Here is a 26,275-nt window from a genome sequence, read left to right on the forward strand (position 1 = left end):
TCGGGATGGATCTGCCCCTATCTAGTCGCTGGCAGCGCCGTGATCCAGTCGATCAGCGGTCGCCACAGCGTCATGCGTCCGCGGCCGATCACCATGCCGACATGGCCGGCACTCAGCTCGCGGCGGTCGGCCAGCCCGGCGGCGGTGGCGGCGGGAACGATGCGGTCGGTGGTGGAGACGAACTCGACCGTGGGGCAGGGCAGGCGCCGCGGGTCGCCAAACCAGCTGCCGTTGCCCGGCAGGTCGCGCGCGATCAGGTCGTCGAACAGCTCGCGTCCCGCCGCAAAGGTCAGCGGCGCGCCGGCATTGGCCCAGTCCTCCAGCCGAACGAAGGCGCATGCCGCCGCGCAGTCGGGCGCGAGGCGTCCGAACGCGATGTACTTGTCGACGGTACGCTGCGGATCGAGCCGCCAGAAGCCGGCCTGCAACACCTCCATCGGCACCAGCCCCAGCGTATCGCAGGCGGCGCGGGCACTCTCCCAATGCTCCGCCATCGTCGGCCGCGCCGCGCCATAGCCGGCGAAGCGCCACGGCGCGGCGATCGTCGCGACCGCGGCGACGGGCGTCAGCGAGGCGGCGGCCCAGGCCATGGTGCCGCCCATGCAGTAGCCGACCAGCACCGGTGGCGCGTCGAGCTGCTCGATCAGCGGCAGCAGCAGGTCGCGGACATGGTCGCCGACATCCATCGCCCGCTCATCCGAGGACGGTGTCCCCCAGTCGAGCAGCCACGCCTGCATCCCTGCCGCACCCAGCGCGCGCAGCAGCGACACCTCCTCCGACAGGTCGAGGATCGCGGCGGGATTGATGAGCGACGGCACCAGTACCACCGGCCGCCCGGCTCCGCCGGTGCCGGTCAGGCGCGCGCGACCGTGGCGTCGCTCGGCCGGTAGCGGCGGCGGGGCGGGGGCGCGTTCCGCCTGCTGATAGACGTGCAGCCCGGTCAGCGCCGCCGTCAGCCGATCGGGCGATGCTGCAGTTTCGCTGCGCAGCATGGAGAGGAACAGTGGCAAGGGCCGCGGGGCATGTTGCGGCGCGTCATCGATCGGAGTAGGACTTTCAGACGACATAATCGGGGGGAGCCATGAAAAAGCAGAATGCAGGTGGCAGCGTCATCATCAAGAAATACGCCAATCGCCGCCTCTACAACACCGAAACCTCTTCCTACATCACCCTCGAACATCTCGCGGCGATGACCCGCGAAGGTCGCGACTTCAAGGTCGTAGATGCCAAGACCGACGACGACATAACGCACAATGTCCTGACGCAGATCATCATGGAGGAAGAGGGGCGGGGGCAGTCGATGCTGCCGGTCAGCTTCCTGCGCCAGCTGATCTCGATGTACGGCGACTCGATGCAGGCGATGGTGCCAGGTTATCTGGAGGCGTCGATGAACAGCTTCCGCCGCAACCAGGAACAGTTCCGCACCGCGGTGGAGGGGGCCTTGGCCCACTCGCCCTTCGCCGAGATGGCCCGCCGCAACATGGCGATGTTCGAGGCGTTCAAGCCGGTAGCCCCGAATGCGACCGCTGCCCCGTCGGTTGCCGAGACGCCGGCCGCGGCCGAGCCCGCGACCGAACACGCCGCCAAGGACGACGAGATCGCCGCGCTGAAGGCGGAACTCGCGCAGTTGCAGAACAAGGTCGACAAGCTCGCCCACTGACCGTCCGACCGGCCGGGTGCGCGTTGACGATGGCGCCCCGCGCCCTACATCGGCGGGCATGAGCGGGAACGACACTTCCATGCCGACCTGGCATGGCACCACCATCTGTTCGGTCCGGCGCGGCGGCAAGGTCGTCGTCGCCGGCGACGGTCAGGTCTCGATGGGCCAGACCGTGATGAAGCCTAACGCGCGCAAGGTCCGCCGGCTGGGCGACGGCAGCGTGATCGGCGGATTCGCCGGCGCGACCGCCGACGCCTTCACCCTGTTCGAGCGGTTGGAGCGCAAGCTGGAACAGCATCAGGGCCAGCTGCTGCGCGCCGCGGTCGAGCTGGCAAAGGACTGGCGCACCGACAAGTTCCTCCGCAACCTGGAGGCGATGATGATCGTCGCCGACAAGGAGGTCACGCTGATCCTGACCGGCAATGGCGACGTGCTGGAACCCGAAGCGGGCGTGGCGGCGATCGGATCGGGCGGCAATTACGCGCTCGCCGCCGCGAAGGCTTTGGTCGATTACGAGGCGGATGCCGAGACGATCGCGCGCAAGGCGATGGCGATCGCCGCCGAGGTCTGCGTCTACACCAACGACCGATTGACCATCGAGGCGCTGGACGCGGCGTCTTGACCACACGTCACCCCGGCGCAGGCTGGGTCTCTCCGTAACAGAGCGTGCCCTGGCGGCACGAGATCCCGGCCTTTGCCGGGATGACGAGGTTTTATGAACGACTCCCTGACCCCCAAGGCTATCGTCGCCGCGCTCGACGCGCACATTATCGGACAGCGTGACGCCAAGCGCGCGGTCGCGGTGGCGCTGCGTAATCGCTGGCGTCGCCAGCAGCTCTCCGCCGACCTGCGCGACGAGGTGACGCCCAAGAACATCCTGATGATCGGCCCCACCGGCTGCGGCAAGACCGAGATCAGCCGGCGGCTGGCGAAGCTGGCCGACGCGCCCTTCGTGAAGGTCGAGGCGACCAAGTTCACCGAGGTCGGCTATGTCGGCCGCGACGTCGAGCAGATCGCGCGCGACCTGGTCGAGGAGGCGATCCGGCTGGAGAAGGAACGCCGCCGCGTCGCGGTGAAGGACAAGGCCGAGGATGCGGCGATGAACCGCCTGCTCGACGCGCTGGTCGGCAAGGATTCGAGCCAGGCGACCCGAGAGAGCTTCCGCCAGCGCTTTGCCGACGGCCATCTCGACCGCACCGAAATCGAGATCGAGCTGGAACAGGCACCGTCCATGCCCTTCGACGTGCCGGGCGGTGCGCCGCAGATGATAAACCTGACCGAGATGATGAAGTCGTTCGGCGGTGGCCAGCAGCTGAAGCGGCGCAAGCTGCCGGTGCGCGCGGCGTGGGAGAAGCTGGTCGAGGAAGAGGCCGACAAGCGCCTGGACCAGGACGACGTCAACCGCACCGCGCTGGCGGACGCCGAGGCGAACGGCATCGTCTTCCTCGACGAGATCGACAAGATCGCCATGTCCGAGCATCGCGGCGGCGGCTCGGTCAGCCGCGAGGGCGTGCAGCGCGACCTGCTGCCGCTGATCGAGGGTACGACGGTCGCGACCAAATACGGGCCGATGAAGACCGACCATGTCCTGTTCATCGCCAGCGGCGCGTTTCATGTCGCCAAGCCATCGGACCTGCTGCCCGAGTTGCAGGGCCGCCTGCCGATCCGGGTCGAGCTGAAAGGGCTGACCGAGGCGGACTTCGTCGCGATCCTGTCGGACACCAAGGCGTCGTTGCCCGCGCAGTACCGCGCGCTGCTCGGCACCGAGGGCGTGGCCATCGACTTCACCGCCGACGGTATCGCCGCGGTCGCGCGCATCGCCGCCGAGGTGAACGGGCAGGTCGAGAATATCGGCGCACGTCGCCTGCAGACGGTGATGGAGAAGCTGCTGGAAGAGGTCAGCTTCGACGCCGAGGACCGCGCCGGCGCGACGCTGACGATCGATGCGGATTATGTCGACAAGCAGCTGGCGAGTATCGCGCGGAATGCGGATCTCAGCCGGTTCGTGCTGTAGCTTCTCTCAAATCCTCCCCTGCAAGGGGAGGTGGCAGCCTGAAGGGCTGACGGAGGGGTGTCCCCCTCTCGATGGCGGCGACACCCCTCCACCACCGGCTGCGCCGGCGGTCCCCCTCCCCTTACAGGGGAGGAATTTCTAACCTACTTCCCCGTCTTCACGCGCGTATAGGGCACGAAGGGTCGGAACCGGCACTGCGGCGACGGGATGCTCATCCCCGGTTCGATCGTGCTGAACCGGTCGTTCTCGCACAGCTGTCCGCCATAGATCTGGACGATCAGCGTCGTCATCGGGCGCAGCGACGGGCAGGTGCCGGTCGGGCCGGTGCGCCAGATCCTGCCGCCATTGCCCTGATAGATGATGGTATCCCGGTCGATCACCGTGCCGCCCAGATTGGGCGATATGGTGATGCAGCGCTGCGGCGGGCCGGCGACGCGCCCGGCGAAGGGATCGCGCGGTGCTGCCGCGATCGGTGCGGCAACGATCAGCGCGGCCAGTGGGATCAGTCGCGCCCGGCTCATCGTGGTGCCTCATAGGGGGTGAAGTCGTTGAACGCGCAACCGCCGGTGGTGATGCCGCTGGTGCGGTCGACGGTGCGGATGATGTCGCCGCGGCATGATCGGCCGATCGGATTGGACGTCACGAGGATGTCGCCGCGCCCGATCCCCTCGCAGCCCGGACCCAGGTCGTTGCGGTAGATGCGCTTGGCGCTGTAGCGGTAGAGGATCGTGCTGCCATAGCCGCTGCTCGGCGGCGACGGGTTCAGCGGCAGGCACGACACCGGCTTGCCCGGCACCAGCCCGGTCAGCGCCTGATCCAGCGTCTTGCCGTCATTGTAGGACACCTGCTGCCCCGCCGGCACCTTGTCGGCGGGCGCGCCGCCGGCGGCGCAGCCGGCCGTGAGCGGGAGGAGCATCGCCGTCATCATCCACCGTCGCCGCATCGCACCTCTCCTGACATCCTAACCGCGAAACGCGTCCTTGGCCGCCCGCAACTCGCCCAGCCGCGCGGCCGAGCCGGCGCGCAGGAACGGGTTGGTCGCGCGCTCCTGCCCGATCGTCGTCGGCAGCGTCGGTTCGCCGCGCGCGCGCAAGGCATCGACCTCCTCGCGCCGCGCGGCGATGTCGCGATTGTCGGGATCGGTATGCGCGGCGAAGCGCGCGTTGCTCTGCGTATATTCGTGGCCGCCATAGACCTTGGTCTCGTCGGGCATGGCGGCGAAGCGCTCCATGTTCGCCCACATCTCGGCCGGCGTCCCCTCGAACAGGCGGCCGCAGCCCATCGCGAACAGCGTGTCGCCGGTGAACAGCAGCGCATCGTCGGCGAAGTGGAGCGCGATATGGCCGGCGGTGTGGCCGGGCACTGCCATCACCTGTCCGGTGTGCGATCCGATGCGGACCACATCGCCTTCGGACAGGCCGACGTCCATCGGGTCGATCTTCGCCCGTTCAGCCTCGGGCCCCAGGATCGTCGCGCCCGCTGCCTTCATCGCCGCATTGCCGCCGGTGTGGTCGGGATGCCAGTGGGTGGTCCAGACCTGCGCGATCGTCCAGCCGCGCGCGTCGGCCGCGGCCTGCACCGGCCCGGCCTCACCCGGATCGACCACCACCGCTTCCTGCGTATGCGGATCATAGACCAGCCAGGCGTAATTGTCCGCCAGCACCGGCACCGCGACGACCTGGAGCGGCGGGGCGGCCATCACCAACTGCCCGTGTTCGGCATCGATGCCCAGGGTTCGGCCGGGTCGAGCACGCCGTCCTGCAACAGCTCGATCGAGATGCCGTCCGGCGTCTTTACGAAGGCCATATGCCCGTCGCGCGGAGGGCGATGGATCGTGTAGCCGTGATCCATCAGCCGCTGGCACGTCGCGTAGATATCGTCGACCCGGTAGGCGAGGTGGCCGAAATTGCGGCCGCCGGTGTAGGTTTCCGGCGCGCTGCCGTCCTCGGCCGGCCAGTTGTAGGTCAGCTCGACCTCGGCATCCGCCCGCTCGCCCGGCCCCTTCATCTCGGCCGGCGTGGCGAGGAAGATCAGGGTGAAGCGGCCCTGCTCATTCTCCATCCGGCGGACTTCCTTCAGGCCCAGATGCTCGAAAAAGGCGATCGTCGCTTCGGGATCGGCGACGCGGATCATGGTGTGGAGATACTTCATGCCTGCTCAACGTCCGGCGCGGCGGCGGTTTCCCCGCCAGTGACTGTGATCGCGGCGAGTACGTCGTGAACCGCGCGGATCAGCAGCGAAATGTCCTGCAACCGCGACAGCCGGTGGTCGCCATCCTTGACCAGCCAGGTCTGCACGTCCGTCGACCGCATCAGTCCAGCCAGGTGCACGGTACGCTCCCACGGCACATCCCGGTCGGCCTGTCCCTGCAGGAAGCGCACGGGTCCGTCGAAGGCGATCTGGCCGAACATGATGCGTCGCGCCTCGCCGGACGACCAGAAGGCGCGGGTGTAGAGGGTAGGTGCCGGGCCGTAAGGGTTCGGCTTCTCCAGCCGTCCCTGCTGCAGCATCGTCATCTTCTCGTCGGTGGTGAAGCCCCAGTCGGTAAAGTCGGGCGCCGGCGCGATGCCGACCAGCCCGACGATGCGTCCCGGCCGCGCCTTTGCCGCCAGCAGCATCAGCCAGCCACCCATCGACGATCCGACCAGCACCACCGGCCCGGTCACCGCCTCGTCGATCATCGCCAGTACGTCGTCGAGCCAGCCGGCCAGCGTCTGATCCTCGAACGCGCCCTCGCTCTGCCCGCAGCCGGCATAGTCGAAGCGCAGATACGCCCGCCCCGCCGCCCGCGCCCACTCGTCGAGCGCCAGCGCCTTGCTGCCCGCCATGTCGGACGCATAGCCGGGCAGGAACATGATCGTCGGCCCGGTGCCGGCGACGTGGTGAAAGGCAAGGCGGTGGCGGATCTCGGGCATGCGGTCCGTCCTAGCGGAGCGGGGGCGGGGTGCAAATGTAGGGAAACCGGCTCCGTCTGTGCTCCCGCGAAGGCGGGAGCCCCTTTCTTCTTCTGTGCGGTCAGGACGAAGGCACTGGATCCCCGCCTGCGCGGGGAAACGGCGCGGCGGCTATGCCCCCTTCAGCACCAAGGCCCGCGCATAGAGCGCCTTGCGATCCAGCCCCAGCCGCTTCGCCACCTCGCCGGCGGCCTTGGCGGCGGGCAGGCGGGTCAGCGCCTCCGCCAGTGCGGCGTCGCCGTCCTCGGCGCTGGCGGGCGGCGCCTCGCCGGGTGGGGCGACGACAACGACGATCTCGCCACGCGGCGGTGCCTCGGCATAGCGAGCCGCCAGCGTGGAGAGGGTGCCGGTTACCGCCTCCTCGAACTTCTTGGTGATCTCGCGCGTCACCGCCGCCTCGCGATCGCCGAGCCCGGTGGCGAGCGCGGCGAGGCACGCTGCCAGCCGCGGTCCCGATTCGTAGAGGACCAGCGTCGCCCGCACCGCGGCGACCTCTGCGATCGCGTCGGCGCGCGCCTTCTCCTTGGGCGGCAGGAAGCCGAGGAACAGGAAGCGGTCGGTCGGCAGCCCGGCGAGCGTCAGGGCCGCCACCGCCGCGCACGGACCGGGAATCGTCACCACCGCGTGCCCCGCCGCTCGCGCATCGCGGACCAGCTTGTAACCGGGATCGGAGATCAGCGGCGTGCCCGCGTCCGACACCAGCGCCACCGCCTCTGCGCCCATGCGGGCGATCAGGCCGGGGCGCACGCCCTCGGCATTATGGTCGTGATAGGGGATCATCGGCCGCTTGACGCCGACATGGCGCAGCAGGCCCGCAGTGACCCGGCTGTCCTCGACCGCGACGATGTCGGCCCGCGCCAAAATGTCGGCGGCGCGCGGTGATAGATCGCCGAGATTGCCGATCGGCGTCGCGACGATGTAGAGACCGGGATCAAGAGGAAGCATGGGGATCGTCATGGCAGAGGCCGCCGCACTGTTGCAACGCCGCCGGCTAAGAGCCTGTTTGGAAACGTGCGGAGGCACGTTTCGCGGTGCCGGCCCGCTCCCCCACCCGACCTCCCACACGGTATCCTCGATGGGAGGTCGGGTGGGGGAGCGGGCCGGCACCGCCTCGAAACTCGCTCTTCCGCGAGTTTCTAAACAAAGTCTAAGCCGTTGGATCGTCATCGCCGCCGCCGGATTGCTGGCCGCGTGCCAGACCATCGTGCCACGCGGGGCGGAGCCGGCGCCCGCGCGCCCGGCCGCCCGTCCGGCGCCGACCACGGCGCCGCAGGTCGAAGCGGGCCTGCCCCGCGATGCCGATCGCAGCCGCGTCGCGCTGCTCGTGCCGCTGAGCGGCGGTAACGCGGGCGTCGGCCAGTCGATCGCCAACGCAACGATGCTGGCGCTGCTCGACACCCAGACCCGGTCGGTGCGGATCACCAACTACGACACCGCCGCGGTCGCCGCCGGCGGCGCGGCGGGGGCGGCGCGTCGCGCCATCGCGGAGGGCGCGCAGCTGATCCTGGGGCCGCTCCTCGCCGAAGACGTGCGCGCGGTCGCGCCGATCGCCAAGGCGGCGGGGGTGCCGGTCATCAGCTTCTCCAACGACACCGGCGTCGCCGGCGGCGGCACCTATCTGATGGGCTATGTGCCGTCGCAGTCGATCGAGCGGGTGGTCGACTATGCGCGCAGCCGCGGCGTCGACACCTTTGCCGGACTGGTGCCGAACGGCCTGTACGGCGAGCGCGCCTCCACGGCCTTCCTCCGTGCGGTCGAAGGGGCGGGGGGGCAGGTCGTCTCGCTCCAGACCTATGGCCGCACCACCGGCGCGGTGAGCGCGGCGGCGCAGCGGCTGATCGCCAAGGCCCCCTATGGCGCGGTGCTGGTCGCTGACGGCGGCGCGATCGCGGCGACCGCGGCCGGCGTGGTCAAGCGCGGCACTGGCGCCGGCACGCACCTGCTCGGCACCGAGTTGTGGAACTCGGAAAACGGCATCGCCGCGCGGCCGGCGCTGGCCGGGGCGTGGTTCGCCAGCGTGTCGAACACGCTCTATCGCCAGTACGTAACCAAGTACCGGGCGCGGTTCGGCGCGGCGCCCTATCGCCTGTCGAGCCTGGGCTATGATTCGGTGCTGCTGACGGTGCGGATCGCGCGCGACTGGAAGCCGGGATCGCCCTTCCCCGAGGCGCGGCTGCGCGACGCCGATGGCTTTGCGGGCCTGGACGGTGCGTTCCGCTTTAACCGCGACGGCGTGGCCGAGCGGGCGCTGGAGGTGCAGGAGATCCGCGGCGGCGCGACGGTGACGGTGTCGCCGGCACCGACGGGATTCGGCAAATAGGGTCAGGCGTCGGCGACGACCTCGGTCAGGATCGCATCGAGCAGCAGCGCGCCGGCCTCGGTCACTTTCAGCCGTTCGCCGTCCAGGGCGACCAGTCCCTGTGCGGCGAGCCGTTCGACGGCAGCGAGGTCGACGGGAGCGGTGCCGCCGGCAAGTGCGGCGACCCGCGGCAGCCACACGCCTTCGCCAAGTCGCAGCCCCATCACCAGCGCCTCGGTCGCGCGGGCATGGGGGGCAAGCGGCTCCTCGACCTGCGCGCCGTGGCCGTTGCGGGCCATCGCCGCCATCCAGTTCTCCGGCTTTTTGTGCCGTACCGTCGCCAGGCCGCCGCGCCGGCCATGCGCGCCCGGTCCGATCCCGGCATAGTCGCCGTAGCGCCAATAGGTCAGGTTGTGGCGGCTCTCCGCCCCCGGCGCGGCGTGGTTCGACGTCTCGTAGGCGGGGCGCCGCGCCGCCGCGGTCATTGCGCGGGTCGCCTCGAACAGGTCGGCCGCCGCATCGCCATCGGGTATCACCAGCCGCCCCGCCGCCGCCTCCGTCGCGAAGCGCGTGCCGGGCTCGATCGTCAACTGATAGACCGACAAGTGCTCCGTGCCCAACCGCAACCCCGCCGCCAGTTCCGCCTCCCACGCCGCCAGCGTCTGGTCGGGGCGGGCGTAGATCAGGTCGATGCTGACCCGGCTGAAATTGTCCTGCGCCGTGCCGACCGCGGCCAGCCCTTCACGCGCGTCGTGCGCCCGCCCGAGGAAGCGTAGCGCTTCGTCGTCGAGCGACTGAAGCCCCAGCGACGCCCGGTTCACCCCCGCCCGCGCCAGATCGGCGAAGCGCGCTGCCTCCACCGACGACGGGTTCGCCTCCAGCGTGATCTCGACATCGTCGGCGATCGCCCAGGCGTCGGCAGCGGCGTCGAGCACCGCCGCGACCGTTGCTGGCGGCATCAGCGACGGCGTGCCGCCACCGAAGAAGATCGACCCCAGCCGCCGCCCCGGCAGCAGCGCCGCCTCGTATCGCAGGTCGGCGATCAGCGCCGCGCGCCACGCCTCCTGGTCGACCGCCTCGCGGACATGGCTGTTGAAATCGCAATAGGGACATTTGGACACGCAGAACGGCCAGTGGACATAGAGCGCCAGATCGTCCTGCTTTACGGACGCGGTGTTAACCACCCCGATTTCAACGTCTTTCATCATGATCCGCTATCCGTGCCGGCATGTCCCGGACAAGAGTTCCCTGCTTTCTGGCCTCGACGGCACTGGCGGCGGCGGCAGGGGCCGCGCCCCAGTCGAGCGTCGTGACGCGGGTCGAGCCGTGGATCGATCCGACCCCGCAGCCGCGCGGCGAGGCGGTCCTGCGCCGGACCATGCTGGTCACCCATGCCACCGCTCGCGCGCTGGTCGGCGTGCCGCCGCTGCTGTGGAGCGAAGAACTCGCCGCGTCCGCCCGCGAGCATGCCGAGGCGCTGGCGCAGAGCGGGCGCTTCGACCATCTCGGGCGGACCGCGGCGCGCACCGGCGTCGGCGAGAATCTGTGGGCCGGCAGCCATGACGCCTATACCTATACCGAAATGGTGGACGCCTGGCTGTCCGAAGCGCGCGACTATATCAACGCGCCGACCCCGCGGTTCAGCCGGACCGGCGCGTGGAAGGATGTCGGCCATTACTCGCAGATGATCTGGCGCCACACCACCCATGTCGGCTGCGCCATGGTGGCCGGCTCACGCGACGACGTGCTGGTCTGCCGCTACGCCCCGGCGGGCAATGTGATGGGGCAGGCGGCGTTCTAAAAAAGTGACCGGCCTGCCGGGACCAGCCCGGCAGGACGTGGAGCCGTTTCAGAACACCGCCGCGACCATCTGCCGGAACGCGTCGGCGCGGTGGCTGACGCCGTTCTTCGCGTCGTCGTCCATCTCGCCGAAGGTCTGCGCGTGCCCGTCCGGCTGGAACATCGGGTCATAGCCATGGCCCTTGGTGCCGCGTCGCGGGGTGACCAGCGTTCCGTCGACCCGCCCCTCGAACCACTCGACATGGCCGTCGGGCCAGGCGAGTGCGAGGGCGCAGACGAAATGCGCGGTGCGCGCCGGGTTCGGATCGCTCTCCGCCACCTTCGCCTCGATCAGGTCCATGGCGCGGGCGAAATCCTTGTCCTCGCCCGCCCAGCGTGCCGAGAAGATGCCCGGATCGCCGCCCAGCGCATCGACGCACAGCCCGCTGTCGTCGGCGAGCGCCGGCAGGCCCGACAGGTCGGCCGCCGCCCGCGCCTTCAGCTCGGCGTTCATGACGAAGGTCGTGCCCGTCTCCTCCGGCTCGGGCAGGTCGAGGGCGGCAGCCGACACCACGTCCAGCCCGCGTCCGTCGAGCAGCGCCGCGATCTCGCGCACCTTGCCGGGATTGTGGCTGGCGATCACCAGCCGCCCCGGCTGGAGCTTGCGGATCGCCTGCGGCTCCTTGCCCTCTCCGCTCATTTCACCGCCTCTCCCTGTGCGCGGAAGATGTCCGCACAGCCCATCCGCGCCAGCCGCAGCAGCCGCAGCAGCGCTTCCTCGTCATAGGTAGCGTGTTCGGCAGTCGCCTGCGCCTCGGCGATATGACCGTTTTCGAGCAGCACGAAATTGCCGTCCGCGTCCGCCGCCGAATCCTCGTCATAGTCCAGGTCGAGGACGGGCGTGCCCTGATAGATGCCGCAGCTGACCGCCGCGACCTTCTGCCGGATCGGGTCCACGGTCAGCTTGCCCGACGCCATCAGCCCGTCGACCGCCAGGCGCAGCGCGACCCATGCACCGGAGATCGACGCGGTGCGCGTGCCGCCGTCCGCCTGGATCACGTCGCAGTCGAGCACGATCTGCCGCTCGCCCAGTGCCTTCAGGTCGACGACGGCGCGCAGGGAGCGGCCGATCAGCCGCTGGATCTCCTGCGTGCGGCCCGACTGCTTGCCCTTGGCCGCCTCGCGATTGCCGCGGGTATGGGTGGCGCGGGGGAGCATGCCGTACTCGGCCGTCACCCAGCCCTCGCCCTTGCCGCGCAGGAACGGCGGCACCCGCTCCTCGACCGAGGCGGTGACGAGCACCCTGGTGTCGCCGAAGCCGATCAGCACCGATCCTTCCGCGTGGCGGGTGAAACGGGGCTCGATGCTGATGGCGCGCATCTGGTCTGGCGCGCGGCCGCTGGGGCGCATGGTAATTCCTTCGTCAAAAATCGAAGCGCGTGCCTAGCCTTCCGTTCGTAGCCGCGCCAGCCTACATCGCGCGCATGTCCCTGCCCGTCGCCGAGCTGACCGATCGCGCCCGCGAGATCTTTCGTGCGGTGGTCGACGGTTATCTCGCCAGTGGCATGCCGGTGGGATCGCGGACGATCGCGCTCGCCGCCGGGCTGAACCTGTCGCCCGCTTCGATACGCAACGTGATGGGCGAGCTGGAGGCGCTCGGCCTGCTCGCCAGCCCGCACACCTCAGCTGGGCGACTGCCGACCGACCGTGGCCTGCGGCTGTTCGTCGACGGGATGATGCAGGCGACCGAACCCTCGCCCGAGGAATGCGCCGCGATCGAGGCGCAGCTGGTGCGCAACAGCGGACGCGGCGGCCCGGTCGAGGAGGCGCTGGCGGCGACCACCGCCGCGCTCTCCGGCCTGTCGGCCTGTGCCGGGCTGGTGCTGGTGCCCAAGCATGAGCTGGTGCTGCGACAGGTCGGCTTCGTGCCGCTGTCGCGCGATCAGGCGATGGCCGTGCTGGTGGCCGGCGACGGGTCGGTCGAGAACCGCGTGATCGACCTGCCCGCCGGCATGACCCCGTCGGCGCTGATCGAGGCGGGCAATTACATGTCCGCGACGCTCGGCGGGCTGACCCTGGCCGAGGCGAAGCTGCGGCTTGAGCGTGAACTGGCCGACGGCCGCGCCACGCTCGACGGGGTCGCGCGCGCGCTGATCGAGCGCGGCATCGCGGTATGGAGCGAGGATGGCGATCGCCGTCCGGTCCTGATCGTGCGCGGGCAGGGGCGGCTGATCGACGCCGCCGCCGCCGCCGATCTGGAGCGGGTGCGCGACCTGCTCGACGATCTGGAGGGCAAGCAGGAGATCGCCTCGCTGCTCGAATCGGCGCGTACCGGCGATGCCACCCGCATCTTCATCGGCGCGGAGAACAAGCTGTTCGCTTTGTCCGGCTCGTCAGTGATCGCCCGCCCGTTCCGCGGACCGGGCGGACAGGTGGTCGGCGTCGTTGGCGTGATCGGCCCGACCCGGTTGAACTACGCGCGGGTCGTGCCCATGGTGGATTTCACGGCGGCGACGCTTGCCCGGTTGATGGGCTGAACTACAGGGAAACAGATGATCGACGAAACCAACACCGACGCCGAGGCGCTGCGCGCCGAGACGGCCGAAGCCGCACCCGAAGTGGCCGAGCACGACGCCGCGACCGCGCGCATCGCCGAGCTGGAGGATCAGCTCGCGGCCGCCAAGCAGGATGTGCTCTACGCGCAGGCCGACATCCAGAACGTCCGCCGCCGTGCTGAGAAAGAGGCGGCCGACGCGCGCAACTATGCCGCGACCAGCTTCGCGCGCGACATCCTGTCGGTCGCCGACAACCTGTCGCGCGGACTGGCGGCGATCCCGTCCGAGGCACGCGAGGACGACCGGTTCAAGGGTCTGGTCACCGGCCTAGAGGCAACGGGTCGCGAGATAGACAGCGTGCTCGCCCGCCACGGCATCACCCGCATCCAGGCGATGGGCGCGACGCTCGACCCTAACAAGCACCAGGCGATGCTGGAAGTGCCGAGCGACGCCGAGCCCGGCACGATCGTGCAGGAGATGCAGGCGGGTTACATGATAAAGGATCGCCTGCTCCGCCCGGCGCTGGTCGGTGTGGCGAAGGCGGGGTGATGCGGCCGCTATAGCCCGGCGATTTCTCGCAGATGAGCCAGGCGGGTCGCGAACACCTTTTCAAAGCTATGGGCCGCCCCGACCTTGGCGGCGGTCCCCGCCATCCGAACCAGCCGCGGCCTGTCCGATGCCAGATCGGCGATGGCTGCGGCAGCGGCGGCGGGATCGTCGACCGGAACGGCTATCCCGACGTCTCCCAATTCCACGACGCCCCTGAACGCAGCGTTGTCATAACCGACGATTGGAACGCCGCAGCTGAGCGTTTCCAGATAGGTGCACGAAGGATCGGCCTGTCGGTGGCAGCACAGGAACAGGTCGACCTCGCCTATCATCTTGGGGACCAGCACGGTGTCGAACGGCACCGGGCCCTTGACCGCGACTTGCCCATCCAGGCCCGAAGCGGCAATCTCTGCGACGATGGCCGCTCGCAGCGAACCGTCGCCATAGATGTCGAGAGAAAAGGGCACCCCCCGGTTGCGCAGCGCCTTGGCGACCTTCACCAGATGATCGGCCCCCTTCATTGGCTCGAGGCGGCCGGAAAAGGCGATCCTGAGCGGATCGCCCGCCACCATGGCGGCAGTCTTGGCGGCGAGCTGGGCGGCGTCAATCTGCAAGGCGTCCGGCACGCGGGTATCGAAATAGAGCAGGGAGTTCGGCGCCAGCCTGCGATAAGCGGCATGGGCGGGCGTGCCGTTGCATTGCAGACCTGATGACCGGCGGAAGGTGCGACGCCGGCGAAGTTCCGTTTTGATCGTCCACACCAGCGATTTGGCGGCCCGCAATCCGACGCCCATGCTCAGACGCGTGATCTGCAACCGCGTCGCCAACGTGTATTCTATGATGAAGACCACTGGCGCCGACACGGCATCGACCAACTGCAGATCCTGATGATTGTCCCCTGCCGCTAAAACCACCGCGGCATCTGCGAAATTACTCATGTCAGCGGCAGGATCGTCGCCGACCAACACTAGATCAAACGGATAGTCGGCGGGGGCAATCGAGGTTCCGAACGCGATCGTGCCGCGATCGCCGCGCCGGAACAGGCATCGCACCGGTCCCGGCCAGCCACGCGCGTAGGCCGTTAGGCCATCAAGCGCCTTGATGTCCATAAAGAGCCGGTCGCCGTCAGGCGCTGCGGGAACGCTGGGAACGATTATCAGCGTAGTCGGCATATAGTCTCCCGGGGCATCGTAGCGGTGCCGTTCAGGCTGCGTGAGATGTAGCGGCTAGGCGAGCACCGGCGCCATCAATTGTCCCGGCCAGCGCTGCATGGGTGAGCCATAGAGCCGGTGCAGGATCACCGACCCATGTCCCGATCCATCATCCATTTTCTAGAGCGCCAGCATTCACGACCGACGCCATTACTGATGGGCGTAACTGCTCGCGATCGGCGCTAGGGCGTCGACGCGGTCATACATGTGCACGACCGGGATGATCTTTCCCGCTGCTGTTCGGATCAGACCGGCGGAAGAGACGATCTGATCAATCGCTTCGAGGTTCGACAGGGTGGCTACCAAGCCTTCCACGTTGTGGTTCACGACATAATCAAACCGGAGATCGCCGTCGAATAGCATGCGATTGAAGATCGCCTGCTCGACCCCACGGAACGGTGCGGGAGAAAAATAGGCGATGAAATCATCGATTAACATCAATATCTGATCGCGAGGACCAAGGATAGTGCCGATGCAGATTGCCGGACGCGATGATATTCGGTTTAGTGCGTCGGTACCCCAGGCATGCTGATACCAATCGCTGTCGCAATTGCCCGTGCCATAGAACTCGTCCTGCTCAAACAGCTGGACCGATTTGACATCCGGCAAGAAGAACTCGCCTTGGAACAGCACATCGCGCACGTCGGTCAACAGGATCTGCTCATATTCCGAATGGTCACGCAGGAACCGCCGATAGGCCAGCCATCTGGCGTAATGCGGATGATGCCAGCGCTCCATCGCTTCATCCAGTATCGCTCTGGCCGGCCCTGACGACAACGACTTGCTGGCGGAGGCAGCGGAGCTGGCGAGGCGGATGAACAAGCTTTTGGAGCGGCGCGCGATGACATGGCGGTGCGGATAGACGTTGCGGGTTGAGACATAGTTGGCATCTAGCGCCGGTCCGTCCGGCGGGCTGTCGACGATCAGCACCACGTCGCACTGATCGGCCGTATAGACCTTTCGTAGAGAGTTGACGAAGGTAGCGAAGGCGGCCGGAGGCTGATTCGTCGCAAATCCCAGCACAAGATTTTTCATCGCTGACTTACTTCCATCCTCGCTTAGGCAAAGCTATTTCCGCCCCGCGCAGGGACGGGTGCCAACGGGCTAGCGCCGCTCCATCCGAAATCCCGCCATAGGCTGCATCAATGAACATTTCCATTCATCGCCCCACCTTCGTCACCCATCTCGAATGTTCGATGACGGAGGAGCGGTACGAGGCGGATCGGTTGCACGGCCTGTCGCGGGCTGGCCGGCCGCTGCTGGTCCGCTATGATCTCGCCGCGGCGGGAGCGGCCGTGGCACGGGACGCGATCGAGGCGCGGCCGACCGACCTGTGGCGGTGGCGCGAGCTGCTGCCGGTGCGGCATACCGCCAGTATCGTCAGCCTGGGCGAGATCGAGACGCCACTGATCCCCATCCCGCACAGCGCGGGCGGCAATGTGCTGGTCAAGGACGAAGGCCGGCTGCCGACCGGCAGCTTCAAGGCACGCGGGCTGGTGATGGCGGTGGCGATGGCGCGCGAGCTGGGGGTGACCCGCATCGCCATGCCGACCAACGGCAATGCCGGCGCGGCGCTCGCCGCCTATGCCAGCCGCTGCGGGATCGAGACAATCGTCTTCTGTCCTGAGGATACGCCCGAGATCAACGTCCGCGAGATCGCGATGCAGGGCGCGCGGGTGTGGCGGGTCAACGGCCTGATCGACGATTGCGGGGCGATCGTCGGCAGGGGCGCCGCCGAGGGCCGCTGGTTCGACTTCTCGACCCTGAAGGAGCCGTACCGGATCGAGGGCAAGAAGACGATGGGGCTGGAGCTGGCCGCGCAGCTCGGCTGGGAATTGCCCGACGCGATCTTCTATCCGACCGGCGGCGGCACCGGCCTGATCGGAATGTGGAAGGCGTTCGACGAGCTGGAGGCACTCGGCTGGATCGGACCGAAGCGACCGCGCATGTACGCGGTGCAGGCATCGGGTTGCGCGCCGATCGTCCGTGCGTTCGAGGCGGGCGAGGAGCATGCCGAGCGGTGGGAGGACGCGCACACCGTCGCCGCCGGCATCCGGGTGCCGCGTGCGGTCGGCGACTTCCTGATCCTGCGTGCGGTGCGCCAGAGTGGCGGCAAGGCGCTGGGGGTGGGCGATCCGGCCATCCTGAAGGCTGTGGACGATTGTGCCCGCCGCGACGGCCTGCTCCTGTGTCCGGAGGGTGGCGCGACGCTCGCCGCCTATCGCGAGGCGCTTCGCACCGGCGAGGTCGATGCGGAGGAGCGGGTCGTCCTGTTCAACTGCGCCACCGGGCTCAAATATCCGATGCCTGCGGCGCCGAACACGCTCGATCGCCACGCGCCGATCGACTTCGACGCGCTGTGAGCGTCCGCATCGCGGCGCTGTACCGCTTCGCCCGCCTCGACGATCCCGCCGCGATCCGCGAACGGCTGGAGGCGGTGGCAGCAGGAGCGGGGGTGCGTGGCACGCTGCTGCTGGCGCATGAGGGGATCAACGGCACCATCGCCGGCCCGCGAGCGGGGGTGGAGGCGGTGCTGGCGGCGATCCGCGCGTTGCCCGGCTGCGACGACCTCCAGCCCAAATTCGCCGATGCCGAGGCCATGCCGTTCCACAGGCTGAAGGTGCGGGTGAAGGCAGAGATCGTGACGATGGGGGTGGCGGACGTCGATGCGCTCGACGCCGGCATGCACGTTGCGCCGTCCGGCTGGAACGCGCTGATCGACGATCCCGACACCGTCGTGATCGACACCCGGAACGCGTACGAGGTCGCGGTCGGCAGCTTTCGCGGTGCGGTCGATCCCGGCACCGCCAGCTTCCGCGAATTTCCCGCATGGGTCCGCGCGCATCGCGACGAGCTGGCGGGCAAGCGCGTCGCCATGTTCTGCACCGGTGGCATCCGCTGCGAGAAGGCGACTGCGCTGATGAAGGCGGAGGGCGTCACCGACGTATATCACCTCGACGGCGGCATCCTGCGCTATCTGGAGGAGGTGCCGGTCGAGGACAGTCGCTGGGACGGCGAATGCTTCGTCTTCGACGAGCGGGTCGCTGTGGGCCATGGGCTGTCGGCGGGCACCCACGAACTGTGCCGGGCATGCCGGATGCCGGTCAGCCCCGATGACCGCCTGTCGCCGCTGTTCGAGCAGGGCATCGCCTGCCCGCGCTGCCACGCCGCGCGTACGATGGCGCAGCGCCACGGCTATGCCGAGCGCCACCGCCAGACGGCGATCGCGGCAGCGCGCGGCGTGCAGCATGTCGGCGCGGCGATGCCAAGTGATCGCGATCGGCCGGAGCCGGATCGCGACGGGTAACGGCGGCAACCGCCGTTCACGAGCAAAATCCACGCCGTCAGACCTGCAATCTCCTAAAATGAAGAGCCGGTTCGGACGCATTATCCGTTTCAATATGAAACATCGGAGATTCTCCCGGAGAATGGGACTTTTCGGCGCAACTTTGTTCCATTAACGATCTATTCAGCACACCAATGGGGGGTGCAATTCCCGGGGGAGACATGGGATGAAGAAGACGATTTTTGCGGCGCTCGCCGCCGCCACTGCGATCGCCGCCTCGCCGGCATCTGCGGCAACCGGCCTGATTACCTTCGAATTCCAAAATGGTTCGCTGGTTGGTCTGTTCGGCAACACCAATCCGTCGGGCACCGGCACCGACACGTACAACTTCACGCTCGACCAGGCGAGCAACGTGTTCGCCAGCACGTCGTCGTTGGGTCTGCGCCTGACCTTCACCGATCTGGATTTCACCTCGGTCAAGCTGAACAACGTCGCGTTCGACAATATCTCCAGCGGCGTGTTCGAGCTGCGCACGATCAGCCAGCTGGTGGCCGCCGGCCCCCAGACGCTGACCGTCGGCTACAGGAACGCGCAGTTCCTGTCGTCCTACTCGGGCAAGCTGGTCGTGACGCCGGTCGCGGCGGTGCCGGAACCCGCCACCTGGGCGATGATGCTCCTCGGCTTCGGCATGGTCGCCGGCGTGGCGCGCTATCGCCGTCGCAGCGCGAACGTCACCTACGCCTGATCTCTGGCGGATGACGAAAGGGGTCGTCGGCGCGAGCCGGCGGCCCTTTTTCATGTCAGCGGAATATGCCGAGCAGGCTTTCATAGGCCGATAGCGGCGGCGCGCCGGGCACGCTGTGCCCCTCGCGCAGCAGATAGGCGTGACGGACGATCTCGGCCTGCTGCTCCAGCCCGTAGCGCGCCAGGCGCCAGCCGGGCTTCATCGTATAGCTGTACCGGCAGAAAGGGTGCCGGGCGAGCGGCAGGTACACGCCGCGCTGCCACTGCCAGACGTGACACAATTCATGCAGGAACAACCCGCGCGCACCCGGCCCTTCGCCCGCGAAATCCTCGGTCCAGTTGCTGCTCTGCGGGTGGAAGTGCAGGTGGCCGCACGGCGCCATCGCCACGGCGCGGGGCTGGAAGAACGCCCATTTGCGCCGCCTGATCTCCACCCGTCGCAGGTCGACGCTGTCGTGAAAAACCGATCGCGCCAGCGCCGCCTCGCCCGCGGTCAGCGGCCGGGCGCCGCCGGGTGGGGTGGTCACTGCGGCCCCGTGTCGCCCGCGCCGAGCACGCGCGCGACCCGTCGGATGCGGCGTCCGTCGGCGAAGGTGAAGGTGAACGTCATGGTGTCGCCGGCATGCACCGCCGGGTTGATGCCATAGACCATGACGTGCCGCCCGCCCGGCGCGAAGGCCACCGTGCCGTTTGCCGGAATTGCGAGATCTTGCAGCGGCTTCATCGCCATCATGCCGCCGGCGCCGGCCATGCTCTCGTGCATGTCGGCGCGCACCGCCCAGCCGCTCGATACGTTGATGAGGGTCGCGGGCTGCGGCCCGCCATGGACGGTGAAATAGGCGACACCCGGCCGGCTCGCCACCGCCGGCAGCCGCACCCAGGCGCCGTCGACCGCCAGTTCGGCAGGGTCGCTGCATCCGCCGAGCGTCGCCGCCATGATCGCCATCGGTGCCAGCCAGCGCATCGCATCCATCCCGTCGTCCCACTATCGAATCGGGCGTAGGTTCCCCGCCGTCTTGCGGCAAGCGGAACCCCTCCTATATCGCGGCCATAGGGAAGAGATTGCGCTGCCGTAACGGGGTGCGATCTGGCAATTTTTCATATCGAGTGAGGGACGACACGAACTCATGGCTAAAGTAATCGGTATTGATCTCGGCACGACCAACAGCTGCGTGGCGGTGATGGAGGGCGGCAAGCCCAAGGTGATCGAGAATGCCGAGGGCGCGCGCACGACGCCCTCGATCGTCGCCTTCGCCAAGGACGGCGAGCGACTGGTCGGCCAGCCGGCGAAGCGCCAGGCGGTGACCAATGGCGACAACACCATCTTCGCGGTGAAGCGGCTGATCGGCCGCCGGTTCGACGATCCGATCACCAAGAAGGATACCGAGCTGGTTCCCTACAAGATCGCGCGTGGACCGAACGGCGATGCGTGGGTCACGGCCGGCGGCAAGGATTACAGCCCCTCGCAGATTTCGGCCTTCACGCTCCAGAAGATGAAGGAAACCGCCGAATCGTATCTCGGCGAGACGGTGACGCAGGCGGTCATCACCGTGCCCGCATATTTCAACGACGCGCAGCGCCAGGCGACCAAGGACGCCGGCCAGATCGCGGGCCTCGAAGTGCTGCGCATCATCAACGAGCCGACCGCGGCGGCGCTCGCCTATGGTCTGGAGAAGCAGGACGGCAAGACCATTGCGGTCTATGACCTTGGCGGCGGCACCTTCGACATCTCGATCCTCGAGATCGGCGACGGCGTGTTCGAGGTGAAGGCGACCAACGGCGACACCTTCCTGGGCGGTGAGGATTTCGACAACAAGATCGTCGAATACCTGGCCGAGGGCTTCAAGAAGGACGAGGGCATCGACCTCGCCAAGGACAAGCTGGCGCTGCAGCGGCTGAAGGAAGCCGCCGAGAAGGCGAAGATCGAGCTGTCTTCGGCCCAGTCGACCGAGGTCAACCTGCCGTTCATCACCGCCGACCAGAACGGGCCGAAGCATCTGGTCCGGACGATCACCCGCGCCGATCTGGAGCGGCTGGTCGAGGATCTCATCAAGCGGACGCTGGAGCCGTGCAAGAAGGCGCTGGCCGATGCCGGTGTCGCGTCGGGCGATATCAGCGAGGTGGTGCTGGTCGGCGGCATGACCCGCATGCCGCGCGTGCGCGAGGTGGTGAAGAGCTTCTTCGGCAAGGACCCGCACACCGGCGTCAACCCGGACGAGGTCGTCGCCATGGGCGCCGCGATCCAGGCGGGCGTGCTGCAGGGTGACGTCAAGGACGTGCTGCTGCTCGACGTGACGCCGCTGTCGCTGGGCATCGAGACGCTGGGCGGCGTGTTCACCCGCATGATCGACCGCAACACGACGATCCCGACCAAGAAGTCGCAGACCTACTCGACCGCCGACGACAATCAGGGCGCGGTGACGATCCGCGTCTTCCAGGGCGAGCGCGAGATGGCGGCGGACAACAAGCTGCTCGGCCAGTTCGACCTGGTCGGCATTCCGCCGGCGCCGCGCGGCGTGCCGCAGATCGAGGTGACGTTCGACATCGACGCCAACGGCCTGGTCAACGTGTCCGCCAAGGACAAGGGCACCGGCAAGGAGCAGCAGATCCGCATCCAGGCATCGGGCGGCCTGTCCGACGCCGACATCGACCAGATGGTCCGCGACGCGGAGCAGTTCGCCGAGGAGGACAAGAAGCGTCGCGCCGGTGCCGAGGCGAAGAACAATGCCGAGTCGCTGATCCACACGACCGAGCGTCAGCTCGCCGACAATGGCGACAAGATCGACGACGGCCTGAAGTCGGAGATCGAGGCGGCGATCGCCGAGGCCAAGACCGCGGTGGAGGGTGGTGATCCCGACACGATGAACGACAAGGCGCAGGCGCTGGCCCAGGTCGCGATGAAGATGGGCCAGGCGATCTACGAGAAGCAGCAGCAGGCCGAAGCCTCGCCCCAGGGCGGCGCCGCGGCGGGTTCGGAGGCCGGCGGCGAGGACGTGGTCGACGCCGAATTCTCGGAAGTCGACGATAGCCACAAGGCGTGATGTCACCCCTCCTTGTCGTCATGCCGGCGCAGGCTGGCATCTCCCTCCACCGGGAGACCCCAGCCTTCGCTGGGGTGACGACGGGGAGCTGAAGGGCCGATCATGAGCACCCAGATCGACTATTACGAGCTGCTCGAATGCGAGCGGACCGCGGATGCGGGGACGATCAAGTCGTCCTATCGCAAGCTCGCGATGAAATATCATCCGGACAAGAATGCCGGCTGCAAGGACTCTGAGGCCAAGTTCAAGGCCGTCTCCGAAGCCTATGATATTCTGAAGGATCCGCAGAAGCGCGCGGCCTATGACCGCTTCGGCCACGCGGCGTTCCAGAACGGCGGCGGTGGGGCGGGCCCGCAGGATTTCGGCGGCTTCTCCGACATCTTCGAGAGCGTGTTCGGGGAGTTCATGGGCGGTGGCCGCGGTGGTCGCCAGCAGGCCCGCCGCGGCGCCGACCTGCGCTACGACATGGACGTGACGCTGGAAGAGGCATTCCACGGCAAGGCGACCGAGATAACGGTGGACGTGTCGGCCGAGTGCGACACCTGCCACGGCTCGGGGGCAAAGCCCGGCACCCATGCCGCCACCTGCCGCCAGTGCAATGGCCATGGCAAGGTGCGGGCGCAGCAGGGCTTCTTCGTGGTCGAGCGTGCCTGTCCGGTGTGCCAGGGATCGGGCCAGGTCATCGCCGACCCGTGCAGCGACTGCCGCGGCGAGGGGCGGGTCGAGAAGACCAAGACGCTCAGCGTCAACGTGCCCCCCGGCGTCGACGAGGGCACGCGCATTCGCCTGACCGGCGAGGGCGAGGCGGGTCCACGCGGCGCGCCGGCCGGCGACCTCTACATCTTCCTCCACGTCAAGCGGCACGCGATCTTCGAGCGCGAGGGCACGACGCTGTTCGCGCGCGCGCCCATCAGCTTCACCACCGCTGCCTTGGGAGGATCACTGTCCATCCCCGGCCTCGATGGGCGGACCCATGAGGTGAAGATCCCCGCCGGCATCCAGTCGGGCAAGCAGCTCCGTCAGCGCGGTGCGGGCATGCCAGTGCTACAGGGCAGGGGGCATGGCGACCTGGTCGTTCAGATCGAGGTGGAAACGCCAACGAAGCTGTCGACCCGCCAGCGCGAACTGCTCGAGCTGTTCCGCGAGACGGAGACGGGCGACGAGTGTCCGGCCAGCCAAGGCTTCTTCTCGAAACTGAAGGGCGTGTTCGCGGGGGAGTGATACCGGCGGCTGCGTCCGTCGCCAGGGCTAGGGCCTAGGAGGCGGAACGCTGCCGGGCGGACCGGGCTTGCGGGTCGTCCAGATGATGAAGCCGTGTTCGTTGAACGCGGCGCCATGTATTCCCTGGCCAAGCCCCCTTCAGTGCGTCGTTCAATGGTTCGCCCTGAAGCGCCATCATGGCGACGTTCATATTCTCCTGCGATGCCTGCGGCAGTTTCCCCGAAGCCTCGCACCGGGTCGCCGCGCAATAGACGGCGAGCGTGTTCGCTTCCGGACCCATATAGGGCAGACGCGTGATGCTGCTCCTCAAGCCCGCCTCTGCTCCGGGTGCCCATTGCTGATCCCGGCGCTCCGCGCGAAGCGATTTGGCGAAGGCAGACGGATCGAAACCGCCCTCCAGTCCCTCCGGGAGCGGTGGCGGATCGCCGACGGCTACCTGCGCGGGCGCCTCTGCAGCAGCGGGAGGTCTCGTGGGAGCGGCGGTAGGCGCAGGGCGTGAGGGTGCTGTGACATTCCCCGGCGCGACGACGACCCGATCGGCCAAGCCGGCCTCGCGCGGCATCGAACGATCGCGCCACACGAACAAGGTTCCGGCGATAACGACCATACCAAGCCCAGCCCCGATGATGCGCGCGCTCATCCCTCTCCCCTCGCTGTCTGCGTGAAGCGAAGTGAAACATGGCGGTGGCACCATGTCGATGCATGAGCGAGAAGCTGAATCAGCATTAAGGGACGGCAGATCCGGGGGCGACTGCCTCCGATACTGCCTTGCCCGAGTTGTCGGTGCAGGCCACCCTAAATGCCATGACCTTCGTCAGCATCACCCGCCTGCGGATCCGTGCCTTCCGTTTCATGCCGGCCTTTGCGCTGCACACATGGCGCGCGCAGCGGCAGGTGGAGCGCGCGGCCGGGATCGTTGGCGGCTCGCTGCTCGCCGATCGGAAACTGACCTTCTGGACTATGACGCTGTGGCGCGATCGGAGCGATATGCGTGCTTATATGACGAGCGGCGACCATCTGACGGCAATGCCCCGCCTGCTCGACTGGTGTGACCAGGTGAGCATCGCGCATTGGGATCAGGAAACGCCGTCACTGCCGGGTTGGGCCGATGCCGATGGTCGCATGCGGATCGAAGGTCGTCCGTCGAAGGTTCGCCATCCAGCACCGGGCCACGCCGATATGAGCTTTGCGCCACCCCGTCTGTCGGGTGCGGTACCGATCCGGGCGAAAACCCCTGCCAGCCGATTGGATGATAACTGACCTGCCCTGTCCGCCCCCGTCAGGGGGCGGTGGGCCGATGGTTAGAACGTGGTGACGACCACGCCGACCACCAGCGCCTGGGCCGCGAGTACCAGCATGGTGCTGGTCACGGTCTCGAACATGCGCATGGTAAGGTCTCCGATGCCGGCGAAATATCCGGCAAGGGCGATATGGCGTTCATGTCGCATTGACGCAATTTTGTAACAGTCCATCGCGATTGCATCTCGTGCAATCGGACAGGCCAATAGCGGTACAAGCAGCACGGCGCGGGGTTCAACTGTCGCCGAACACCCGCGCGAAGATCGTGTCGACATGCTTCAGATGATAATCGAGGTCGAACCGCGCCTCGATCTCCTCGGCCGGCAGCGCCGCGGTGACTTCCGGATCGGCCTTGAGCAGGTCGAGCAGCGACAGCGCGCCGTCCGATTCCCACACCTTCATCGCGTTGCGCTGGACGAGCCGATACGAATCCTCGCGGCTCACCCCCGCCTGCGTCAGCGCCAGCAGCACCCGCTGCGAGTGGACCAGCCCACCCATCCGGTCGAGATTCTTCTGCATCCGTGCCGGATAGACCAGCAGCTTGTCCATCACCCCGGTCAGCCGCGCGAGCGCGAAGTCGAGCGTGATCGTCGCATCGGGGCCGATATAGCGCTCCACCGACGAGTGGCTGATGTCACGCTCATGCCACAGCGCGACATTTTCCAGCGCCGGCGTGACATAGCCACGTACCATGCGCGCGAGACCGGTCAGATTCTCGGTCAGCACCGGATTGCGCTTGTGCGGCATCGCCGACGAGCCCTTCTGGCCGGGCGAAAAATACTCCTCGGCCTCCAGCACCTCGGTCCGTTGCAGGTGGCGGACCTCGGTCGCCAGCCGCTCGATCGAGCTGGCGATCACGCCCAACGTCGCGAAGAACATCGCGTGGCGGTCGCGCGGGATCACCTGCGTCGACACCGGCTCGACCGTCAGGCCCAGCTTGCCGGCGACATATTCCTCCACGAAGGGGTCGATATTGGCGAAGGTGCCGACCGCGCCGGAGATCGCGCAGGTCGCAACGTCCGCCCGCGCCGCGACCAGCCGCGCGCGGTTGCGGTCGAATTCGGCATAGGCCTGCGCCAGTTTCAGCCCGAAGGTGACCGGCTCGGCATGGATGCCGTGGCTGCGGCCGATCGTCGGCGTCAGCTTGTGCTCGAACGCCCGGCGCTTCAGCACGGCGAGCAGCGCGTCGAGATCGGCGATCAGGATGTCGGCCGCCTGCGCCAGCTGCACCGCGAGGCAGGTGTCGAGCACGTCCGAAGACGTCATGCCCTGATGCAGGAAGCGCGCCTCCGGACCGGTCCGCTCGGACACATGGGTCAGGAAGGCGATGACGTCGTGCTTCGTCTCTGCCTCGATCGCGTCGATCCGCGCGACGTCGAAAGGCCCCGCGGCCTTGTCCGCCTCCCAGATCCGCGCGGCAGCCTCTTTCGGCACGACACCCAGTTCGGCGAGCGCATCGGTGGCGTGCGCCTCGATCTGGAACCAGATCCGGAATCGCGCCTCCGGCGTCCAGATCGCGACCATATCGGGGCGGGAATAGCGCGGAATCATCTCTGTCTTTCGTCCTCTTTTGACCACGGGCCGTCGTGCGCCCCTCTCGGGCGAAGGGGTGAGCGGGCGTTAGCAGCATGTGTCGCCCCCTTCAAACCGGAACGAAATCGAC

30 protein-coding genes are annotated in these 26,275 nt (G+C 67.9%); 13 read left to right on the top strand and 17 right to left on the bottom strand.

Annotation, left to right across the window (positions count from 1 at the left end):
• Positions 1-17: 17 nt before the first annotated feature.
• A complete protein-coding gene (locus Q5H91_RS00770) occupies positions 18-1,010 on the bottom strand; it encodes an alpha/beta fold hydrolase (protein WP_305171323.1) in 993 nt (330 codons plus the stop codon).
• 71 nt (positions 1,011-1,081) lie between these two features.
• On the opposite strand from Q5H91_RS00770, the gene phaR reads away from it, so the two are divergent.
• From phaR to hslU, 3 genes are all read left to right on the top strand, one after another.
• Positions 1,082-1,660 carry a polyhydroxyalkanoate synthesis repressor PhaR gene (gene phaR, locus Q5H91_RS00775; protein ID WP_305171324.1) on the top strand — a complete coding sequence of 193 codons (579 nt, stop codon included), beginning with the start codon at positions 1,082-1,084 and terminating at the stop codon, positions 1,658-1,660.
• 58 nt (positions 1,661-1,718) lie between these two features.
• Positions 1,719-2,282, top strand: a complete 564-nt coding sequence (gene hslV / locus Q5H91_RS00780; RefSeq protein WP_305171325.1) for an ATP-dependent protease subunit HslV — start codon at positions 1,719-1,721, stop codon at positions 2,280-2,282.
• Between the two features lie 93 nt (positions 2,283-2,375).
• Positions 2,376-3,674: an ATP-dependent protease ATPase subunit HslU gene (gene hslU, locus Q5H91_RS00785; protein ID WP_305171326.1), complete on the top strand. Its 1,299-nt coding sequence runs from the start codon at positions 2,376-2,378 to the stop codon at positions 3,672-3,674.
• 143 nt (positions 3,675-3,817) lie between these two features.
• On the opposite strand, the gene Q5H91_RS00790 is transcribed toward hslU, so the two are convergent.
• The 6 genes from Q5H91_RS00790 to rsmI form a co-directional block, all read right to left on the bottom strand.
• A complete protein-coding gene (locus tag Q5H91_RS00790) occupies positions 3,818-4,195 on the bottom strand; it encodes a hypothetical protein (protein ID WP_305171327.1) in 378 nt (125 codons plus the stop codon).
• On the bottom strand, positions 4,192-4,590 hold the full coding sequence (locus tag Q5H91_RS00795) for a hypothetical protein (RefSeq protein ID WP_305171328.1): 399 nt from the start codon (positions 4,588-4,590) through the stop codon (positions 4,192-4,194). The genes Q5H91_RS00790 and Q5H91_RS00795 overlap by 4 nt, the downstream gene beginning before the upstream one ends.
• Positions 4,591-4,635: 45 nt before the next feature.
• The gene (gene gloB, locus Q5H91_RS00800) at positions 4,636-5,373 is read right to left on the bottom strand and encodes a hydroxyacylglutathione hydrolase (protein WP_305172332.1); all 738 of its coding nucleotides are present in this window, start codon (positions 5,371-5,373) and stop codon (positions 4,636-4,638) included.
• Positions 5,373-5,825, bottom strand: a complete 453-nt coding sequence (locus tag Q5H91_RS00805; RefSeq protein WP_305171329.1) for a VOC family protein — start codon at positions 5,823-5,825, stop codon at positions 5,373-5,375. Before Q5H91_RS00805 ends, gloB begins: the two co-directional genes overlap by 1 nt.
• Positions 5,822-6,589 carry an alpha/beta hydrolase gene (locus Q5H91_RS00810; RefSeq protein ID WP_305171330.1) on the bottom strand — a complete coding sequence of 256 codons (768 nt, stop codon included), beginning with the start codon at positions 6,587-6,589 and terminating at the stop codon, positions 5,822-5,824. Before Q5H91_RS00810 ends, Q5H91_RS00805 begins: the two co-directional genes overlap by 4 nt.
• Before the next feature lie 150 nt (positions 6,590-6,739).
• On the bottom strand, positions 6,740-7,585 hold the full coding sequence (gene rsmI, locus Q5H91_RS00815) for a 16S rRNA (cytidine(1402)-2'-O)-methyltransferase (RefSeq protein ID WP_305171331.1): 846 nt from the start codon (positions 7,583-7,585) through the stop codon (positions 6,740-6,742).
• A 118-nt stretch (positions 7,586-7,703) separates the two neighbouring features.
• Between rsmI and Q5H91_RS00820 the strand changes: the two genes are divergently transcribed.
• The gene (locus Q5H91_RS00820; protein WP_370655194.1) at positions 7,704-8,948 is read left to right on the top strand and encodes a penicillin-binding protein activator; all 1,245 of its coding nucleotides are present in this window, start codon (positions 7,704-7,706) and stop codon (positions 8,946-8,948) included.
• Between the two features lie 2 nt (positions 8,949-8,950).
• On the opposite strand, the gene hemW is transcribed toward Q5H91_RS00820, so the two are convergent.
• On the bottom strand, positions 8,951-10,135 hold the full coding sequence (hemW, locus tag Q5H91_RS00825; protein ID WP_305171332.1) for a radical SAM family heme chaperone HemW: 1,185 nt from the start codon (positions 10,133-10,135) through the stop codon (positions 8,951-8,953).
• A 20-nt stretch (positions 10,136-10,155) separates the two neighbouring features.
• On the opposite strand from hemW, the gene Q5H91_RS00830 reads away from it, so the two are divergent.
• Positions 10,156-10,728: a CAP domain-containing protein gene (locus Q5H91_RS00830; RefSeq protein WP_305171333.1), complete on the top strand. Its 573-nt coding sequence runs from the start codon at positions 10,156-10,158 to the stop codon at positions 10,726-10,728.
• A gap of 48 nt (positions 10,729-10,776) precedes the next feature.
• On the opposite strand, the gene rdgB is transcribed toward Q5H91_RS00830, so the two are convergent.
• Together rdgB and rph are read right to left on the bottom strand one after the other, a co-directional pair.
• The gene (rdgB, locus tag Q5H91_RS00835) at positions 10,777-11,406 is read right to left on the bottom strand and encodes an RdgB/HAM1 family non-canonical purine NTP pyrophosphatase (RefSeq protein WP_305171334.1); all 630 of its coding nucleotides are present in this window, start codon (positions 11,404-11,406) and stop codon (positions 10,777-10,779) included.
• Positions 11,403-12,116: a ribonuclease PH gene (rph, locus tag Q5H91_RS00840; RefSeq protein WP_305171335.1), complete on the bottom strand. Its 714-nt coding sequence runs from the start codon at positions 12,114-12,116 to the stop codon at positions 11,403-11,405. The genes rdgB and rph overlap by 4 nt, the downstream gene beginning before the upstream one ends.
• A 74-nt stretch (positions 12,117-12,190) precedes the next feature.
• On the opposite strand from rph, the gene hrcA reads away from it, so the two are divergent.
• Positions 12,191-13,243 carry a heat-inducible transcriptional repressor HrcA gene (gene hrcA, locus Q5H91_RS00845; RefSeq protein WP_305171336.1) on the top strand — a complete coding sequence of 351 codons (1,053 nt, stop codon included), beginning with the start codon at positions 12,191-12,193 and terminating at the stop codon, positions 13,241-13,243.
• Positions 13,244-13,258: 15 nt separating this feature from the next.
• Positions 13,259-13,810 carry a nucleotide exchange factor GrpE gene (grpE, locus tag Q5H91_RS00850; protein ID WP_305171337.1) on the top strand — a complete coding sequence of 184 codons (552 nt, stop codon included), beginning with the start codon at positions 13,259-13,261 and terminating at the stop codon, positions 13,808-13,810.
• Between the two features lie 8 nt (positions 13,811-13,818).
• Here grpE and Q5H91_RS00855 read toward each other — a convergent pair whose 3' ends face one another.
• Entirely contained in the window at positions 13,819-14,982 is a 1,164-nt protein-coding gene (locus tag Q5H91_RS00855) for a glycosyltransferase (protein ID WP_305171338.1), read from the bottom strand.
• A gap of 189 nt (positions 14,983-15,171) precedes the next feature.
• On the bottom strand, positions 15,172-16,056 hold the full coding sequence (locus Q5H91_RS00860) for a hypothetical protein (RefSeq protein ID WP_305171339.1): 885 nt from the start codon (positions 16,054-16,056) through the stop codon (positions 15,172-15,174).
• 110 nt (positions 16,057-16,166) lie between these two features.
• On the opposite strand from Q5H91_RS00860, the gene Q5H91_RS00865 reads away from it, so the two are divergent.
• From Q5H91_RS00865 to Q5H91_RS00875, 3 genes are all read left to right on the top strand, one after another.
• Complete coding sequence (locus tag Q5H91_RS00865; RefSeq protein WP_305171340.1) at positions 16,167-17,384, top strand: threonine synthase; 1,218 nt, start codon at positions 16,167-16,169, stop codon at positions 17,382-17,384.
• On the top strand, positions 17,381-18,328 hold the full coding sequence (gene trhO / locus Q5H91_RS00870) for an oxygen-dependent tRNA uridine(34) hydroxylase TrhO (RefSeq protein ID WP_305171341.1): 948 nt from the start codon (positions 17,381-17,383) through the stop codon (positions 18,326-18,328). The genes Q5H91_RS00865 and trhO overlap by 4 nt, the downstream gene beginning before the upstream one ends.
• Before the next feature lie 205 nt (positions 18,329-18,533).
• Positions 18,534-19,052, top strand: a complete 519-nt coding sequence (locus Q5H91_RS00875) for an FxDxF family PEP-CTERM protein (protein ID WP_305171342.1) — start codon at positions 18,534-18,536, stop codon at positions 19,050-19,052.
• Between the two features lie 55 nt (positions 19,053-19,107).
• Here the strand turns inward: Q5H91_RS00875 and Q5H91_RS00880 are convergent, their stop codons facing one another.
• Positions 19,108-19,578, bottom strand: a complete 471-nt coding sequence (locus tag Q5H91_RS00880; RefSeq protein ID WP_305171343.1) for a vgr related protein — start codon at positions 19,576-19,578, stop codon at positions 19,108-19,110.
• Complete coding sequence (locus Q5H91_RS00885) at positions 19,575-20,015, bottom strand: copper chaperone PCu(A)C (RefSeq protein ID WP_305171344.1); 441 nt, start codon at positions 20,013-20,015, stop codon at positions 19,575-19,577. Before Q5H91_RS00885 ends, Q5H91_RS00880 begins: the two co-directional genes overlap by 4 nt.
• A 163-nt stretch (positions 20,016-20,178) precedes the next feature.
• On the opposite strand from Q5H91_RS00885, the gene dnaK reads away from it, so the two are divergent.
• Positions 20,179-22,092, top strand: a complete 1,914-nt coding sequence (gene dnaK / locus Q5H91_RS00890) for a molecular chaperone DnaK (protein ID WP_305171345.1) — start codon at positions 20,179-20,181, stop codon at positions 22,090-22,092.
• Positions 22,093-22,194: 102 nt separating this feature from the next.
• Positions 22,195-23,313, top strand: a complete 1,119-nt coding sequence (gene dnaJ, locus Q5H91_RS00895; protein WP_305171346.1) for a molecular chaperone DnaJ — start codon at positions 22,195-22,197, stop codon at positions 23,311-23,313.
• A 34-nt stretch (positions 23,314-23,347) separates the two neighbouring features.
• On the opposite strand, the gene Q5H91_RS00900 is transcribed toward dnaJ, so the two are convergent.
• The gene (locus tag Q5H91_RS00900; RefSeq protein WP_305171347.1) at positions 23,348-23,953 is read right to left on the bottom strand and encodes a hypothetical protein; all 606 of its coding nucleotides are present in this window, start codon (positions 23,951-23,953) and stop codon (positions 23,348-23,350) included.
• A 164-nt stretch (positions 23,954-24,117) separates the two neighbouring features.
• Between Q5H91_RS00900 and Q5H91_RS00905 the strand changes: the two genes are divergently transcribed.
• Positions 24,118-24,573, top strand: coding sequence for a DUF3291 domain-containing protein (locus Q5H91_RS00905; protein ID WP_305171348.1), 456 nt, complete (start codon positions 24,118-24,120; stop codon positions 24,571-24,573).
• A 41-nt stretch (positions 24,574-24,614) separates the two neighbouring features.
• On the opposite strand, the gene Q5H91_RS00910 is transcribed toward Q5H91_RS00905, so the two are convergent.
• Both Q5H91_RS00910 and purB read right to left on the bottom strand, forming a co-directional pair.
• On the bottom strand, positions 24,615-24,761 hold the full coding sequence (locus Q5H91_RS00910) for a hypothetical protein (protein ID WP_305171349.1): 147 nt from the start codon (positions 24,759-24,761) through the stop codon (positions 24,615-24,617).
• 85 nt (positions 24,762-24,846) lie between these two features.
• Positions 24,847-26,163 carry an adenylosuccinate lyase gene (purB, locus tag Q5H91_RS00915; RefSeq protein ID WP_305171350.1) on the bottom strand — a complete coding sequence of 439 codons (1,317 nt, stop codon included), beginning with the start codon at positions 26,161-26,163 and terminating at the stop codon, positions 24,847-24,849.
• Positions 26,164-26,275: the final 112 nt, after the last annotated feature.

Source organism: Sphingomonas aurea (genome assembly GCF_030678875.1).
Classification (GTDB): Bacteria; Pseudomonadota; Alphaproteobacteria; order Sphingomonadales; family Sphingomonadaceae; genus Sphingomonas; species Sphingomonas aurea.

Bases quoted from the DNA above. Each gene is read 5' to 3' on its own strand.
- Q5H91_RS00900 (WP_305171347.1), bottom strand. From the start codon at position 23,953: ATGAGCGCGCGCATCATCGGGGCTGGGCTTGGTATGGTCGTTATCGCC.
- Q5H91_RS00790 (WP_305171327.1), bottom strand. From the start codon at position 4,195: ATGAGCCGGGCGCGACTGATCCCACTGGCCGCGCTGATCGTTGCCGCA.
- rdgB (WP_305171334.1), bottom strand. From the start codon at position 11,406: ATGAGCGGAGAGGGCAAGGAGCCGCAGGCGATCCGCAAGCTCCAGCCG.
- hemW (WP_305171332.1), bottom strand. From the start codon at position 10,135: ATGATGAAAGACGTTGAAATCGGGGTGGTTAACACCGCGTCCGTAAAG.
- dnaJ (WP_305171346.1), top strand. From the start codon at position 22,195: ATGAGCACCCAGATCGACTATTACGAGCTGCTCGAATGCGAGCGGACC.
- Q5H91_RS00910 (WP_305171349.1), bottom strand. From the start codon at position 24,761: ATGCGACATGAACGCCATATCGCCCTTGCCGGATATTTCGCCGGCATC.
- rsmI (WP_305171331.1), bottom strand. From the start codon at position 7,585: ATGACGATCCCCATGCTTCCTCTTGATCCCGGTCTCTACATCGTCGCG.
- gloB (WP_305172332.1), bottom strand. From the start codon at position 5,373: ATGGCCGCCCCGCCGCTCCAGGTCGTCGCGGTGCCGGTGCTGGCGGAC.
- grpE (WP_305171337.1), top strand. From the start codon at position 13,259: ATGATCGACGAAACCAACACCGACGCCGAGGCGCTGCGCGCCGAGACG.
- Q5H91_RS00885 (WP_305171344.1), bottom strand. From the start codon at position 20,015: ATGCGCTGGCTGGCACCGATGGCGATCATGGCGGCGACGCTCGGCGGA.
- Q5H91_RS00875 (WP_305171342.1), top strand. From the start codon at position 18,534: ATGAAGAAGACGATTTTTGCGGCGCTCGCCGCCGCCACTGCGATCGCC.
- Q5H91_RS00810 (WP_305171330.1), bottom strand. From the start codon at position 6,589: ATGCCCGAGATCCGCCACCGCCTTGCCTTTCACCACGTCGCCGGCACC.
- Q5H91_RS00820 (WP_370655194.1), top strand. From the start codon at position 7,704: ATGGGAGGTCGGGTGGGGGAGCGGGCCGGCACCGCCTCGAAACTCGCT.
- Q5H91_RS00860 (WP_305171339.1), bottom strand. From the start codon at position 16,056: ATGAAAAATCTTGTGCTGGGATTTGCGACGAATCAGCCTCCGGCCGCC.
- Q5H91_RS00830 (WP_305171333.1), top strand. From the start codon at position 10,156: ATGTCCCGGACAAGAGTTCCCTGCTTTCTGGCCTCGACGGCACTGGCG.
- hrcA (WP_305171336.1), top strand. From the start codon at position 12,191: ATGTCCCTGCCCGTCGCCGAGCTGACCGATCGCGCCCGCGAGATCTTT.
- hslV (WP_305171325.1), top strand. From the start codon at position 1,719: ATGAGCGGGAACGACACTTCCATGCCGACCTGGCATGGCACCACCATC.
- Q5H91_RS00855 (WP_305171338.1), bottom strand. From the start codon at position 14,982: ATGCCGACTACGCTGATAATCGTTCCCAGCGTTCCCGCAGCGCCTGAC.
- Q5H91_RS00905 (WP_305171348.1), top strand. From the start codon at position 24,118: ATGACCTTCGTCAGCATCACCCGCCTGCGGATCCGTGCCTTCCGTTTC.
- dnaK (WP_305171345.1), top strand. From the start codon at position 20,179: ATGGCTAAAGTAATCGGTATTGATCTCGGCACGACCAACAGCTGCGTG.
- purB (WP_305171350.1), bottom strand. From the start codon at position 26,163: ATGATTCCGCGCTATTCCCGCCCCGATATGGTCGCGATCTGGACGCCG.
- Q5H91_RS00865 (WP_305171340.1), top strand. From the start codon at position 16,167: ATGAACATTTCCATTCATCGCCCCACCTTCGTCACCCATCTCGAATGT.
- Q5H91_RS00805 (WP_305171329.1), bottom strand. From the start codon at position 5,825: ATGAAGTATCTCCACACCATGATCCGCGTCGCCGATCCCGAAGCGACG.
- rph (WP_305171335.1), bottom strand. From the start codon at position 12,116: ATGCGCCCCAGCGGCCGCGCGCCAGACCAGATGCGCGCCATCAGCATC.
- phaR (WP_305171324.1), top strand. From the start codon at position 1,082: ATGAAAAAGCAGAATGCAGGTGGCAGCGTCATCATCAAGAAATACGCC.
- hslU (WP_305171326.1), top strand. From the start codon at position 2,376: ATGAACGACTCCCTGACCCCCAAGGCTATCGTCGCCGCGCTCGACGCG.
- Q5H91_RS00795 (WP_305171328.1), bottom strand. From the start codon at position 4,590: ATGCTCCTCCCGCTCACGGCCGGCTGCGCCGCCGGCGGCGCGCCCGCC.